This is a genomic window from Halorubrum sp. C191 (assembly GCF_002727095.1).
Classification (GTDB): Archaea; Halobacteriota; Halobacteria; order Halobacteriales; family Haloferacaceae; genus Halorubrum; species Halorubrum ezzemoulense.
Map to the genome: position 1 here is coordinate 1 of NZ_NHNZ01000091.1, position 15,476 is coordinate 15,476.

The 15,476-nt window shown below is 62.5% G+C and carries 8 protein-coding genes; 6 read left to right on the forward strand and 2 right to left on the reverse strand.

The window, feature by feature from the left end; genetic code table 11:
- Nucleotides 1-8,814: 8,814 nt before the first annotated feature.
- From Z052_RS07850 to rdfA, 6 genes are all read left to right on the forward strand, one after another.
- Nucleotides 8,815-9,018 (forward strand): hypothetical protein, encoded by a 204-nt coding sequence (locus Z052_RS07850; RefSeq protein ID WP_094521091.1) that lies wholly within the window; start codon nucleotides 8,815-8,817, stop codon nucleotides 9,016-9,018.
- 354 nt (nucleotides 9,019-9,372) lie between these two features.
- A complete protein-coding gene (locus Z052_RS07855; RefSeq protein ID WP_094521092.1) occupies nucleotides 9,373-9,795 on the forward strand; it encodes a hypothetical protein in 423 nt (140 codons plus the stop codon).
- A 2-nt stretch (nucleotides 9,796-9,797) separates the two neighbouring features.
- Nucleotides 9,798-9,980, forward strand: coding sequence for a hypothetical protein (locus Z052_RS07860; protein WP_094521093.1), 183 nt, complete (start codon nucleotides 9,798-9,800; stop codon nucleotides 9,978-9,980).
- Between the two features lie 135 nt (nucleotides 9,981-10,115).
- Nucleotides 10,116-10,352, forward strand: coding sequence for a hypothetical protein (locus Z052_RS19745; protein ID WP_141212106.1), 237 nt, complete (start codon nucleotides 10,116-10,118; stop codon nucleotides 10,350-10,352).
- Nucleotides 10,353-10,374: 22 nt separating this feature from the next.
- Nucleotides 10,375-12,309, forward strand: a complete 1,935-nt coding sequence (locus Z052_RS07865; RefSeq protein ID WP_094521094.1) for an archaea-specific SMC-related protein — start codon at nucleotides 10,375-10,377, stop codon at nucleotides 12,307-12,309.
- Between the two features lie 188 nt (nucleotides 12,310-12,497).
- The gene (rdfA, locus tag Z052_RS07870; RefSeq protein ID WP_094521095.1) at nucleotides 12,498-13,121 is read left to right on the forward strand and encodes a rod-determining factor RdfA; all 624 of its coding nucleotides are present in this window, start codon (nucleotides 12,498-12,500) and stop codon (nucleotides 13,119-13,121) included.
- 329 nt (nucleotides 13,122-13,450) lie between these two features.
- Here the strand turns inward: rdfA and Z052_RS07875 are convergent, their stop codons facing one another.
- Nucleotides 13,451-14,227 carry an IclR family transcriptional regulator gene (locus Z052_RS07875; RefSeq protein WP_094521096.1) on the reverse strand — a complete coding sequence of 259 codons (777 nt, stop codon included), beginning with the start codon at nucleotides 14,225-14,227 and terminating at the stop codon, nucleotides 13,451-13,453.
- Between the two features lie 71 nt (nucleotides 14,228-14,298).
- The coding region (locus Z052_RS07880; RefSeq protein WP_099288955.1) for an MmgE/PrpD family protein at nucleotides 14,299-15,476 on the reverse strand (1,178 nt) is incomplete at its 5' end.

Here is a 15,476-nt window from a genome sequence, read left to right on the forward strand (position 1 = left end):
GTACGGCGTCGACGCGCTCGAGCAGAACCTCGACGAGTCGGAACACGCCCTGATGCACCTTGGGGGCGAACACGACTTGACGAAGTGCTTCCTTGAGGCAGTGTGGGCTGAACAGATCCGACAGAACGCACTCGATACGCTCCCCGGCGCATACGAGACGCTTGAGCCCGCCCCGGCGTTGAATATCGACCCGCCGGAGATGGACGGCGACGACACACTCTCGGTGAGTGTCGAGGCCGCAAACGAGGGGTTCCACCGCCGGACGTCGACGGACTTCGAGGAGCTGCCTGACGGAATCCTCGTCGATGAGGCGTATGTTGAGCTGGCCGACCCCGAGGATGAAGAAGAGGAAACCAGCGTCCGGGGGACGGGCGGGACGCCGACAGGACAGGTTCGGATCACCGACCCGGAGACGGAACTGTCGATCACGGACAAAGGGATTCGGTCGGTTCTTGAGCAGGCTGATGAAGATTGGCGGCNNGGCTGATGAAGATTGGCGGCCCGAGACAGAGAAGCACAACGAAGTGATTCGCCGGTCGTTCGTGATGCTGTCGGCTATCGGGATGGAAGTCACCGTCGTCCGGCAGGACCACGAAGTGAGCTTACCGGACGCAGTTGCCTACCCGCCGATTGAGGGGACTGTGGATACAAAGCGGGCCTCGCGTTTGCTTGAGCAGTTCAAGAAGGACTACCCAATCGCCGCAGACCTCTCTGGGGGCGGTGCGATCACTATCGAAGCAGAGACCTCAACCTACAAGAAGCCAGCCCGGACGCTCCAGAACCTCGCCCGGTCGGTTCGTAGTGACCGGCGGGTTATGTTCGTCACTCCGGAGGAGGGTGGTGAGAAAAGTGCTGAGCTTGCTGCTCGCGTCAACCACATTCTCACAGACCCGAAGCTCATCCGTGGGCACCTTCGGATGCGCCCCAACGAGGACGCAGAAGACGCAGGTGATCTTACAGAGCGCGACCCGATGCCGCTGTACTACAATAAGACCGACTTCCTTGAGTTGGGGACACCCACAGACGGTGAGCGGAAGCACGCGCTCATCAGGAAGGGCAAGCAAGCGGTGTGGGTCAATACCCACGACGACGAGATTCAGCTGTACGACGGCATGGCTGATGGCGCCAAGAAGGGGTCGCTCCGGATGGACGAGGGCTTCGGGTCAACGAACGCGTTCGACGTGTGGTGCCGCTATGACACCCACAACAACGAGTGGGTGGTCTACCCCGGCGGCGAGGTCCAACGCTACCCGACACTCGGCGACCTTCGCGAGGACTGGCAACTGGTTTACGAGCCGTTCGTCCCCGAGCGGGAGTTCGAAGAGATACCGACGGAGGAGGACTGGGACATTGTCCAAACGGCTCTCCCCGAATTCCTTTCGCCCGCTGAACAACCCACGAGCGAATCGGATACTCAAGCACCTGTCGAGGCCGATTCTCCTGACACCGAGGGAGACTCACCCACCGAGACGTACACGAGTATTGAGCAAGTTCCCGAAGAAGCAAGGGTTGAGCAGGACACGGAAGACGAACCAGACACGAGCGATACCGAGGACGAAGAGATACACATAGAGCGTGCCGGGTTCTCACGCGAAGCCGTCCCCATTCCGGAACGGCTCATCCCGAGCAAGATGCCGAGTCGGGATAGCGACGTGAGTGGGGTCGGTTCCAAACCCGGAGCGAATGTAACCCACGAGGCCCCACCGGATGCGTTTGAGCCGATCGTCCCCGATGAGCAGTTGCCGATATACCGCGAGATGACCGCCCTTGATATTGAGGGCAACAACCGCGACCCGGTCGGGATACACGATGACGACGCAGCCGCGGATGAGGGCGACACACCGGCCACGGACAACGCCGACACGCCTGACGAGGAGCCGTCTCCCAGTGTCGAGACGACCGTGGATGAAGACGACCCGTTCGGTGCCGACAGCGATACGGATGGGCCGGTCGACATCCTTAACGATGACGCGGGCGCCGACGAGACGAGCCCGATTGACGCCGTGACGTTCAGTCACGCAGCCGCCATGACAAACTTGAGTACCTACTACATCGCCAACAGCGACGCAATCGACGAGGACAGCTCGCCAGACGATATCGAAATCGACTCCGATGCGGTTGCCGACAAATTCGGCGCGAAAGACCCCACCGACGCCGCCTTCTGGCAGGACGTGTGGGATTCGGCGAACCTGAACGAGACGGAGGCCATCTTCCGGGATAACCTCCCCGGTGCGCTTCGGTACGGGACTGGCGTCCGTGATACGCAGGCTGCGGACGCAATCCGGATCGGACTTGCGACGAACAAACTCGTAGTGGTTGATGAAGATGCGCTCCGTCTGCCGGGGCCGCGAGATTCTCCTCGCGATTACCTTGGCGAAGACGAAATAGCCGAGATGCAGCGTCGGGATAGTTGGGTGCCTGTGTGGGATGCTCTTGGGAATGACCATGACGCGAGTGCCAGTGTCTCGATGGCAGTAATCGCGCTCAAGCGGGAATACGAATTCAAGGAGCCGATGGCACGGGCCGCTATTGGCGCGGGTGTCGAGGCCGGCGTCATCGAAGAAGACGGAAAGCAACTCGCCCTCGGTGAACGGGCGATCCCGACGTTCTGGGATGAGGTACTGACCACTGCGGGTAACCAACCGCACACCCCGTTCAACGAACAGGCTCTGACCCTTGCTCTCTGGGACGCACACGATCTCACCCAAGAACAAGAAGAAGCAACCATTGAGGCGGCTTGTGAGCACGGCGCGGTGTACCGTGACGACGAGACGGGGCAGTTCAAGATCAATACACCTCGCGACGAGAAAGGGCCGGAAATCGACGCCGCAGCGTTCGACCGGGATGCGTATCCCGTAGGTGGAGACGGCTCGGACTCCGACGACAGTTCCGACGGCGACGGTTCCGATGATACCGACGACGGCCCGGACGGTGGGGGAGAGACACCCGCCACGGACGACAGCGAAGATGCATCCCCCACGCCCACGGACGCGAACGGTGAGAGCGACGAGCCAGACACGGCCAGCACACGCGAGGAAGACACAACCGACACCGAGACGACCAACGCCCCGTCCGAGAGTCGGAATGGCTCAGGCGGGCGCACAGGCGCGCACAGCGAGGCCGGGAGTCAGGACGACGCAGACACTACGTCCGACGCCGAGACGAACGCTGGGAGCGACGACGGCGCCGAGACTGACGCTGGGAGCGACACCGACCCGGACGACGGCGAGACAGAGCCGCCCGCAGCCGGCGCAGCCGACGCAGAGAGCGACGCCGACGACACACGCCCCACAGGACAAACCGCACCCGGCGAGCCGCGTGCCGAGCCTAACAGCACACTCGTCGACGCCGACCCTACCGACCTCCGGCTGAGCCCCACGCCGGACCTCGGCGCAGTCCAAGCCTGCCTCGAGGAAGCCGCCCGCTTCTTCCACAGCCAGCTGGATACGACGATCGACCAGAATGTCACGTGGAACGAAGAACGGGCGTTCGAAGTGGGCTACCGGAAGCCCGAGACACCGCGGGAATACTTCACCACACTTGACGAGCCCGACCCGGCGTACCCTGTTGAGCAGGATCCCGACGCTGCTGACGCGATGCCGCCGAACGAGGACGCACAGACCGCCGGCATCCAGTCCACGGAAGACGCCGCTGAACGCATTGCCGAGCCCGAGGACTTCGCCGCCGACGAGCAACCCTACCAGTATCTCGGCGCTGACCACCGGGGCTGGAGCGACGACCTCGTCGATGACAAGCAGCTCGGGTGGGCACCCGCCTTCGGCAAGGAACTCTTCTTCCACCTCGAAGAGCAGGGCTTTAGCCACCACACGATGGTCGCGACCGGGCTGTTCACGAAGCCAAACGACGCCTACGGCGAGAACGAAGAGGGCGAGGAATACGTCGATTACACCACGATAGACAATCCTGACGATCCCGCCGACCTCTCGTGTCTCTTCCGGGCGCGGTACATCTTCCCGTACTACGACGAGGACGGCAAGGTGGCCTTCTTCATCGGGCGGCGGCCGGACTTCGACACCGAAGACGGCACCCACACCGACGACTTCACCGGGGGGAAGTACGCCAAGCTCGCGACGACGAAGAACTACACTATCGCCGACGAGCCGATCTACGGCCGGGAGACCATTGTCGAGGGCGAACCCCTCGCAATCACGGAGGGGATGGCCGACGCGATTACCGCTCACGCCCACGGCATCCCGTGCATCTCCCCGGTCACGAAGTCGTTCAAAATGAAGCACCGCGACGTACTCGCGGAGATCATCAAGCGCCGGGAGATCCCCGACGTGTACTTCCTCCAAGATTCGGACCCGCCGAAGCGGGTCGTCCTTGCGGAGGAAGACCGGGACCACGACGAGCGCGAGTGTGAACGCGACATGAACATCCGCGAGTTGTTCTGTACCGGCGAGTTCCCCGGCGACGAGATGTTCACCCGGAAGCTGGTTCTCGAGGCCGCTCGCGACGGGACGCTCCAAGACAAACTCGACGATCAGGACATTCGCGTCGCGCCGCCGGCTGACGCCGACGTCGACGCAGAGGAGCAGACGCCCGTCACGGCCGAGGAAGTCCCGGTTCACCTGTTGGAGTCCGAAGGCGAATTCCACGGGAAGGGCCCGATCAGCGAGGTCATCGAGATTCACCAGTACGGGCCCGGCGTGGATAGCGCCGTCAACATGGGCCGGGTGCTGGACACGCATACACCGTCGCCGGACGATACGTTCACGGGGACGGTCCAAGCCGCCGCCGAGGTGTATCGCGAGGAAGTCCTCGAGGGCGACGCCGACCCCAACGAGGATGATCACGAGCTCTGGGAGAAAGTCGCGACGCGGCTCGGTATGATCGACGTCGACACCGAGACAGACGAGACTACTGCGAGCGCCGACGCGGACGGACAGACGGCACTGACGCCCGACGAAGAGCCAACCCACACTGACTACGGTGGAACCAATGTATGGCTCTTAGAGCTGCCGCAGTTTGGCGATGAGAAGCGCGACCTTGACGACTTCCTCCAAGAGGGCTGGCTCGCGCTCACGCCGCCGGCTGAATGGGCGCTTCGACTGACGATGGGGAATGGCCCGACACCCGCCGACGACGGGAGTGATGGACCGGCCACGGCCCCTGCGTGGATGCGGGCGCTCGCCGACCGGTCGGACCCAGTTGGCGAGTACCCAACCGGAATGGATCCGACGTCGCTTGGCTACCCCACCGCCCACGACCTCCCCCAGACTGTCGGGGCGATCGACCGGACAGAAACGGGCGTAAATATGCCCGTTCGTGACCCCCACATCATCCCGGCTGATCCCGACGCTGACACGGGGGCGCTGACGGCCGCTCACAGGTGGCCTGTTGGCGACGCGAGCACGCTTCGCGGCGAGGGTAATGTTCTCGATCCTGTGCCTGAACAAAACGCGGTGTATCCACCCCTCTCGCTGTTCGGTTTCATCCCCACAATCCACCCGTCACAACACCCCGCCGCGACGGGCAACATTGGGGGGCTGGTGAACGACGCCAGCACCGCGATGGATATCGACCCACAGGAGATCGAAGACCGAATCGAACAGGGCGACTATCGCGAGCTCACTGGGAGCCACAACCCCCTCTGGAACCTCGACCTGCGCGACCTTGGACTCACGCCCGGATCCCGTGGGAAAAACCCCTTCGGTCACTTCGGTGAATCGGAGAACTACTTCGTGGTGATCGACGACGAAACTGCCTACTGTCACAAGCGGGAAGCGCTCTATAACTTCCAACACTTTGCGCTCTGTGACATGGGCAAGCGCGACCCGAAGGATTCCGCGAGTGGTCAGAATCTCGATGATTTAGAGTACCTCCATCTGTGGACCTACGCTCGCCAGAACAACCTCGTTCCAGAGCACACGCCTATCCCGCTGAAGGGGCTTGTGGGATACGCGATCGAGCATGATTATTGCGAGCCTGAGGACCTCGAACAATTCGGCGGGGGTAGCGATGATTCCGACAGTGATTCGGACGAACAGAATGCCGACTCGCCGGGCAGGAACAAAGCCGGGAAGCGCAACCTCAAGCTCCCGGATGATGTGTACTTCCCAGTTCTCAAAGATATCGAGGACACGACAGGATACACGCCCGCACGCCTCGCGGACAGTAGTGGATCCGGTGGTGACTCGGGCGGAGACGAGAGTAGTTCGACGACGCCTTCGGTCGACACAGAAGACGTTGCGTTCGACAGCATCCACCGCAAGTATGGCCAGCCGCTCATCGGGGACGACATGCCCGACCCACTGAAGCAGTTCCTCCGTCGTTACACCAACACGGAAGACGAGACGATCACGACCGACACCGACGAGACGGTGTTCGTTCCGAAGGCCGAACTCCGCGATGCGTTCAATTCGTGGGCGCAAATCTGCCTCCGGCACATCCGTAACAGTACTGATATGTCGGTGGATGATGTGGCGATCCAAGAGTACGCGCCGGGTGCGTTCACTGGGCCGCTAAAAGCGCAAGTCGACGTCGAACTGAAGGAAGGTCGGCCCAGTGTCGAAGGCGGAAAGCAGGTTCGGACGTGGTTCGGTATTGAGCTCACAGACGAGGGCGAAACCCTCGCTGAACTCGAAGGGAAGTTCTCGATGGACGACTAGGGAACTTCCTCCCGGCTCCGTTCTCACTGCACGATTCGGTTGCTCCGACGGGGGCTACTTGACAGGTTCCTGATTGTGGATTAGGTGTACGATAGTATGTCTCTCATCAGAGTCAACTACGCCTTCTCGCTGGACGTTTCGATACCAATCGTCGCGCAAAGCCCGAGATGAGCAGGTGACTGACTCACTATCTTTGCGCCATATTCCACACTAAACTATTCAACCCGCTGGTGAGGTTACTGACATTGACTCAGCTGGTGTCCAACTCAGGTCTGACCACCGAATATCACCCCCGGATATGGAATCAAAACCGCAAGACGTAACCGGGTATCTGGGGGGTGCCACAGAAGCAGAACTCAAGCCTATTTTGTCTCGAAAAGGCCCTGTATTCTCTAACTCACAGCAGATCCCCGATCGCCTGTTATTTTCTCTTTTATGTCTCGGAATTTAGCCAAATTCGATTTTTTGAAAATAACCACACGTAGCGGAGTATCCGGGGGTAGCAAGGTCACTCAAACACCCCCCGGATATGAAATCAAAACCGCATGACGTAGTGGGGTATCCGGGGGGTCAACCGAGAACCTACCAGAGTTTATTTCGCATATAAGTACCACATTTTCGACACACCCGGCAATTTTAGTGAAAATAATCATACGGGGGGTGAATCTGCCCGTTTTCAGTCCACTCTCAGCACCCCCTCGGATATCAAATCAAAACCGCATGAAGGCAAGGCCTATCCGGGGGTCTCCACTCCAAAATCACTGCTCAATCAAATATGACTCGCTCGCATACCTGAGCGTGTTCTAGAAAGCCGTTTCAGCCGGTTTCCGAGACCGACTTATTTTCACCTTCTCAGAACACCCCCAATTTGACCCGGTACGTCTGTGATATACCGGGTAATACCCCCTCTGGGTGGGGGTGTTCAGGCCCAAGGGCCAAGAGTAAGATGCCTGATACAGCAGGCAACCGGGATCACCCCAGCAGTCCCCTGAAGGGGACATGAAGAGACAGGGTCTCAGACAGAAGCATCACCAGCTGGTTGACCACCACGATCGAGACTGACCGCAGAAGGCAGTCGGCCAGCAAGACGGGGACACCACTACACGGCGGTCGGCACTACCACCGCCTCACCAACACTGTGTGACTCACGAATCCTCTCAGAATCTCGAAATAGCCTCAGCACACTTCCCCACGGGTCAGGTGGACCCCGGACGCAACACGACTCGTCGTCTCGACGACCGCGATCGTCTCGGTAGACTTCCCATCTCCTGACGGTCGATGACCACCACCGGGACAGTCCCCTTGGGGACCAGTCGACTGCCGTCGACACGCCGTCCGATCCACAGACGAGAGACTCCCTCAACACATCGGCTGTCGACCAGTCTCTCACCGCCGAGTCGTGGCTCTGGTCACTGTTTCAGGAACCTGATGCGTCAGCCGACAGTCGGCCCTACCTCAGACGCCGACCGGCTGTCACCATCGCCACGATCACACGCCGTGTGGAACGGCTTCGACCCCGGCGGGATTTTCACCTCCGACGTCGGTGACCGACTCTGCTGATCCCCTCATCCGGGTGGGCTTGTCGATGCGACTCGACTCGCCGATCTCGACTCGCGGCGTCTCCCGACCGAGGTCACGACGTGGTCACCAATCGGCATCGACACCGCCTCTGATCAACACCACAGACGCGGCGACCAGTCGCCGCTTTGGACGCCGCATTCGCTTGGCCCGTGTCGACGATCAGGATCCACAGCGAGGTAGACCTCTCAGTATTCTGACTACGACGCCGTCGGCCGTCACCAGCGACGGAACGCCACCACCACAGACACGGCAGGCGACCGCTTCGAGCCTGACAGCCGACGGGGACCGAACGGTGTCGGGTCCACCCCACCAACAGTGGTCGCGACCGACACGCCTCGAGGACAGCTGGTCACTGTTCTGTTGGGTGGGTTGCCCCCACCTCGACGACTCCCTCTTGGCGGGAGTCATCGCCAGTATCCCCACCGGGAATCTTTCAGCGATCTGGTATACAGAATGGCGTCCACGAGCCACCCACCTTCGGTGGGGCCTCGTTCTGTCTCAACACGGTGAGACGACACCGTCTGAATCCGGACGGAGTGGCGGCAGGCCCCAACCCAGTGATAGCATTATTTCGGTCGGGCCAGCGGTGAGGTTTCCCAAGATGAATACGCTTCTCGCACTCGTCGTTTTCACCGCGTCGTTCGGCACCGCAATCGCCCTGCTCGTCGGCATCGTCTTCGCCGCCCTCATGTCGATGAATGCCCGGAGTGGATCGGAGGGGTGTGACTTCTGTTCGAGTAAGTCGGCCACCCGTCTCGGGGGTGGTGACGTCGCCTGTAGTGACTGCAAACGCCGGGTCCTCTGACCGGCTTCTCAGCGGGGGTCGAGACTCCCTTGCTACAGCCCGGTGGCTGGTGGGTTTGTTGCGGCAGATGACGGAACCGCAACCAGCCTGTAGTGGAGACGGTCGATCAGTCGGGTTTGTTTGGGGTCGATCTCGGGGGACAACCAGTGGGGGAAACTCTCTGTGACTCCCCACTCATGTTGGCCCCAATGGGACGGCTGGTTGTGACGTTAGCAGTAACTACTAACCCACCGTTCAGCACGGTGTCGGAGACACCGGCTACGGCCGAGTCTTGACCTCGCTTCTGCTGACAACATTTTTGCCTCCCGCCAGCGGTGAGGGTTTCCCCCGAGGGGGTGACCCGACCAACCGACTATGACCGAAACGCTTCGCGGTTCGACGCCTCAGTCCGAGTTTGACCTGACGACTACCCTTGACGACGACATCGAGTGTGCCTGTGAGGGTTGTCACGACGATGTCGACGACCAGTTGAAACTCCTCCTCGGGTGTGACGCCCGTGGGATGGTTGCTGACTACGGGACGGTCGGCTTCTGCTCGCTCGAGTGTGCCCGCCAGTTCGTCTCGGCGGGCCCGTACCAGTCGCTCGAGGAAGACCTGATCGTCTACACCCAGCAGCCGGTCGTCGCGACCGCCGTCCACAACGGCGAGGTCATCGAGGCCACGCTCGGGTTCGACGTCAAGGAGGCTATCGAGGCGGCCGCCGAGATCGTGGCCGACCTCGTCGACGACGTGGAGCTCTCGCCTGACGACTTCACCGTTGAGACCGAGGCACTCTGATCATGAACAGCACCGACGCCGACGACACGATCGACATCGCCGACCCGACGCCGGTCGGCAGTCTCGATCTCCCGTGTCCCGACTGCGACACACAGCTTGAGGTCACCGCGGACGAACAGCGGGCTCCCGACTACGAAGTGGACTGCCCCGACTGCGGCTTCGGGGATGTCTACGTCGCTGGGTGAGGATATCCAGCCGGCCGGCCTCTTTTTTTGCGCTACGACGACAGCCTCGCCCCGATCGACCACCGTCGTCGTCGACATTATTCCTCCCAGCCGGAGACGAGGGTTTCCCCCGAGGGGGTGGCCCGACAAACCGTTATGTTCGACACGACACCCACTGACGCCGACAGCTTCGAGCCTCGCCACGACGACCACCAACGCGCCATCGACGATCTCGACCTCGCCCCCGGCGAGTGTCGCCGGGTCGACGACATCCCGGCAGGTCGCTCGTACCACCTGCGGCTCGGCTACCTCTATCAAAATTGCGCCTCCCGCCGGCAGCCCCGGGCGACGCGCGGCCGACCACTCGGCCGAAAGCCAGATTTAACACCATGAGTGTCGTTCTCTGAGCAAACTAATGGCTCAACTTCCGAAGCACTCCCTTCGCGTCGATGTCCGCAATATCGGCGGCATCGACGAGGCGTCGGTGACGCTTTCCGACGGCGTTTCGGTTCTCACCGGACGGAACGCGACGAACCGGACCTCCTTCCTACAGGCGCTGATGGCCGGACTTGGCAGCCGCCAGAGCTCGCTGAAGGGCGACGCCGAGGAGGGAGAGGTGACCCTGGAACTCGGTGACGATACGTACACCCGAACGCTACGGCGCCGCGGCGACTCCGTCTCGTACGGCGGCGATCCCTACCTCGACGACCCGGAACTGGCCGACCTGTTCGCGTTCCTCTTGGAGGACAACGAAGCGCGGCGGGCCGTCGCGCGCGGCGACGACCTCCGCGAGGTCATCATGCGCCCGATCGACACCGACGCGATCGACGCGGAGATCCGCGAGTGCAAGCGCGAGCGCGACGACCTGGAGTCCGAAATTGAGCAGCTCGACAGCCTCGAACGCGATCTCCCCGGTCTTGAAGCCGATCGCAGCGAGAAGACCAAAGAGCTCGAAGAGGCAGAAGTGGAGCTCGAATCGGTCCGCGAGAAGCTCGACGAGCTCGACGCCGGCGTCGAGAAGAGCCAAACGCGCAAACAAGAGATGGAGGAGGCGTTCCAGCGGGTCCGGGACGCCCGGTCCGAACTCGACGACCTCGAGTTCGACCTCGAGACCGAGCGCTCGACGCTCTCGGAGCTGAACGCGGAGCGCGAGGAGCTCCGAGAGACGGTCGAGGCGGCCGAGGAACCCGACGGGAACGCGGACCGGTTGGCTGGCCGCATCGACGAGCTGCGCAGCCGGAAGCGCTCGCTCGACGACGATATCAACGAGCTCGGCAGCGTCATTAGCTTCAACGAGGACATGGTGGGCGACTCGGAGATCGATTTTGACGTCGACGAGGGGACGACCGGGGACGACCCGACCGCCGCGCTGACCGGGGGCGATCGGACAGTCTGTTGGACCTGTGGGTCCGAGGTCGAGACCGAGCAGATCGAGGCGACTCTCGACCGGCTGCGGGAACTCCGCTCCGACAAGCTCGACGAGCGCAACGAGATCCGCACGGAGATCCAGGATCTCACCGACCGACAGTCGTCGATCCAGCAGGCCCAACGCGAGATTGAGCGCGCCGAGGAGCGGCTCGACGCAGTCAGGACGGAGATCGAGTCGACCGAGTCGCGGATCGCGGACTTAGAAGACCGGATCGAGTCGAAGGAAGCGGAGATCGAGGAGCTAGAGGAGGAGGCCGAGTCGATCGACGTCGACGGCTACGACGAGGCGTTAGAGTTCCACCGCGAGGCGAACGGGATCGAGCTCCGGATCGAGCGGCTCGAAGACGAGATCGACGAGATCGACGACGAGATTGACGACCGTGAGGCGGCGATCGAGCGTCGCGAGGACCTGAAGGCCGAACGCGAGGAGCTGGCCGAGCGGATCACCGAGCTGCGGACGCGCGTCGACCGCATCGAGGAGGACGCAGTCGATGGATTCAATGACCACATGGAGACGGTGCTCGACATCTTAGAGTACGACAACCTCGACCGGATCTGGATCGAGCGCCGGGAGACTGAGGTCCGCGAGGGGCGCCGCAAGGTCACGCGGACCCGGTTCGACCTCCACATCGTCCGCTCGTCGCCCGACGGGACGGCCTACGAGGACACGGTCGACCACCTCTCCGAGAGCGAACGCGAGGTGGCGGGGCTCGTGTTCGCGCTCGCGGGCTATCTCGTCCACGACGTTCACCAGACGGTCCCGTTCATTCTACTCGACTCGCTTGAAGCGATCGACACTGACCGGATCGCGCGCGTCGTCGACTACTTCCAGACCCACGCCGACTACCTCGTTGCCGCGCTGCTGCCGGGCGACACCGCCGCCCTACCCGACGAGCACGACTACATCGAACAGATCGACTGACGGCCGAAACAGCCTTTTAAAACATCTTCAAACTTGCTCGTCGTCGATTCCGCGACTTCTTGACCGCACGCACAACTACAAAATTATGTGTGATTATAAATGGATTGTTATTTTGGCGAGCCTCGTCGGTCTCGGATCTCGCGTCGGCTCACCGATGTTTTTGTAACCCTTCGCGTCGAACTACCACTATGACCACGGCAGCGAGCGGCGTGAACACGAAGGTGGGGCGGGTGATCCGAGCGTACGACCTCGACGGGATGGGCGCGAACTTGGAGGCGGCGTGGACCGGCGAATCGGGTGAGCGGACGAGTCTGCGCGACCTCGCCGACGAGTTCAACGAGGCCGTGTTGCGGGCGGCCCTCGGCGAGGTCGGCGTCTCGTCGCTCTCAGTCGACGTATCGAGTACATACGAAGCGGTCCGCGGCGACTCTGGCTCGTCGGCGACGCGGGCGCGTCGACGCCTGGAGCGTGAGGGCGTCGACGTTGACGAGGTCACCAGTGACTTCGTCACCCACCAAGCGATCCACACGTACCTCACACAGGAGCGCGAGGCGAGCCTCCCCGACGCGAGCGAGGACATCGCTAAGAGGAAGGTCGAGACCGTCGAGAAGCTTCAGGGCCGGATGTCAGCGGTGGCGGAGTCGGCGCTGACCGCGCTCGCGAACGCGGACGAACTGGACCGCGCCGACTACGACATCCTCATCGATGTACGGGCCGTCTGTCAGAACTGCGGGACCGACGCCCCGGTGAGCGAACTTATCCGCCGGGGGGGATGCGGCTGTGCGAGCGACCCGACGTCCGACGAGGTGTGAGCCTGCGTCTCTGTCATTTCGCTGGATATAGGCGCTAAGCCCCCACCCTCAACGGAACGACTGAAAAGAGCGGAGCAGGGCGGGGATACAGCGCCATCATCATCTGTTTATGTTGTATTTTAATATAATACTTTAAGATGATAGATTACTGCGAAAAACAGTCAACACCCGCCCCTCAGCAACGAACTTTACATCGTCGGTTTCCATGACACGGGTAATTCAATCCATTACATATGTACGACTGTAATAGCATGCCTTTCGAACGCTCGATGCGATGTCGACGCCCGCAGAGACAGCTAATCGAACAGTCATTCTGCTCTCCCGAATCACTACGAATATGTCGCCCGAATTCCGATGATCTGTGCGGACTGTGTCACCATCTCGGGGACCTCCTCGCGGTACCACGTCCCTTTCATCCGGGTCGTCGGTCCCGAGACGCTGATGGCGCCGAGGACGCGGTCGTCGTCCGCGGAAAGGATCGGCGCGCCCACCGCGCGCATCCCCACGGTTCGCTCCTCGTCGTTGAACGCGTACCCGCGCTCTGCGATATCGTCGAGTTCGGCCCGGAGCGATTCGACCTCGGTCAGCGTGTCTGGCGTCTGCTCCGTGAAGCTGATCGCCTCCAGAAACTCGTCTAAGCGGTCGTCAGGGAGGTATGCGAGGTATGCCTTCCCGACCGACGTGGCGTGGAGGTCGACGACGGTTCCGATGTGTGAGTCCGTCCGCACCGCCTGGTCAGCCAGCGACTGGTAGATGTAGATACCGACGCCGTCGTCCTCGACCATCACCTGCGCGCGCTCCCCGACCGCCTCGACCAAGCTGTCCGTCTCGGGTTTGGCGACGTAGTACAGATCGTGATGTTGGCGAGCGCGGTCGCCGAGCCCGAGGAACTGGAGCCCGAGCCGGTACTCGTCGCCGTCCTGTACGACGTACCCCAGACTCCGGAGCGTCTGGAGGTGGTTGTGTACCGTGCTCTTCGATATCGATAGCGACTCCGCCAGCTCCGAGACCCCACACCCGCCGCGTTCGCCCAATTGTTCGATAATGCTGAACGACCGTTCTGTTGCTCCGACCGACGCCGCGTTTGGTGTGTCGTCGCGTGTCATACATAGCCGATCGCTCGGGTGGGTAATGTATCTGTCGCGTCTGTTCTGCCTGCCAGAACGTTCGTTCTGCTTTACAGGCTGAGCGCGTCGATCGTCGACCGAACCGGTCGCTCCGCCACGGCGTCGAGGGCGTTGAGCGCCGCGTCGACGCGCTCGTCGTCGCCGGTCTCGCCCGCACCGAGCCCGTGCGCCAGCAGCCTTCGGTTCCGCTCTCGGTACGCCGCTTCGGGCATCGGGTCTCGGTAGTCGCCGCGGGGGTACTCGCGGGCGCCGCGTAGCGTGGTCCCGTCACGCAGTTCGACTGCGACGCTCGCGCCCCACGACTCGGGGAAGGCCGCCTCATACCCGTCGTCGACGCGCAGGTCGACGCGCGCGGCCACGCCCCTGACCGTCTCGTCGGCCAGCGCCGCCGGGGTGAAGTGGTCGAGTTCGACGCCGCCCCGACAGAGGTACGTCGCCAGCACGTAGGGCGCGGAGAACTTCCCGGCGGTCAACGTCTCCGGCGCGGCGTGTGCCATGTCGGTCGCGTTGGCGAACGTTCGGACCGTGATCGACTCGACGGCGCTCGGATCGACGTCTCGTCCGTCTATCGCCTCGCGGAGCGCGTCGAGCGGCGGGTGGGTGTACCGGCAGGAGGGATAGGGCTTGACGTAGTGTTCCGCGACCGCCCACTCCTCTCCGAGTGTCTCGAACTGGCTCGTGAACCCCTCCGGAAGCAACTCCTCGAAGGGGTCGTACACCGCCTCGATGGCCGCCTCCGATCCCTCGACCCCCGCCATCGCCGTGAGCGCTGCGGTCACGCCGACCTGCGCGGAAAAGCCCGCGGTGAAGTTCCGGGCCGTCGGCCCCTCAGCGTACGGGTCGTGCATCGAGACCACCGCGAGGTTCGCCGCGATCCGGAACGTCTCGCGCAGCTCCTCGTTGGTCGCGTCCAGACAGAGCGCGCTCGTCACCGCCGGCCCGACCGTCGTCCACGCCGAGTGCGGGTTCCGGACCAGCCAGGGGATCGCGTCGTTCATCCGGGTTTTCATCGCGAATATCGCCCGTTCGAGGCGCACGCAGACCTCGTAGGCCTTCGCACACGCGTCGACGAACGTCTCACCGTCGACGTCGTTCGCCTCCGCGGCCGCGAGCCCCCCGGCGACGATCCCGGCACCGACGTGGCCGCCCGTGTTGTGGCCCTCCTCCACCTCCTGTGCGATGGCGGCCGCGGCGTTCGTCATGGCGGCCTGCGGCGGGGGGGGCCCCC

Excerpts from the sequence above, each read along its gene's own strand:
- Z052_RS07850 (WP_094521091.1), top strand. The coding sequence starts at position 8,815 with ATGAATACGCTTCTCGCACTCGTCGTTTTCACCGCGTCGTTCGGCACC.
- Z052_RS07855 (WP_094521092.1), top strand. The coding sequence starts at position 9,373 with ATGACCGAAACGCTTCGCGGTTCGACGCCTCAGTCCGAGTTTGACCTG.
- Z052_RS07860 (WP_094521093.1), top strand. The coding sequence starts at position 9,798 with ATGAACAGCACCGACGCCGACGACACGATCGACATCGCCGACCCGACG.
- Z052_RS19745 (WP_141212106.1), top strand. The coding sequence starts at position 10,116 with ATGTTCGACACGACACCCACTGACGCCGACAGCTTCGAGCCTCGCCAC.
- Z052_RS07865 (WP_094521094.1), top strand. The coding sequence starts at position 10,375 with ATGGCTCAACTTCCGAAGCACTCCCTTCGCGTCGATGTCCGCAATATC.
- rdfA (WP_094521095.1), top strand. The coding sequence starts at position 12,498 with ATGACCACGGCAGCGAGCGGCGTGAACACGAAGGTGGGGCGGGTGATC.
- Z052_RS07875 (WP_094521096.1), bottom strand. The coding sequence starts at position 14,227 with ATGACACGCGACGACACACCAAACGCGGCGTCGGTCGGAGCAACAGAA.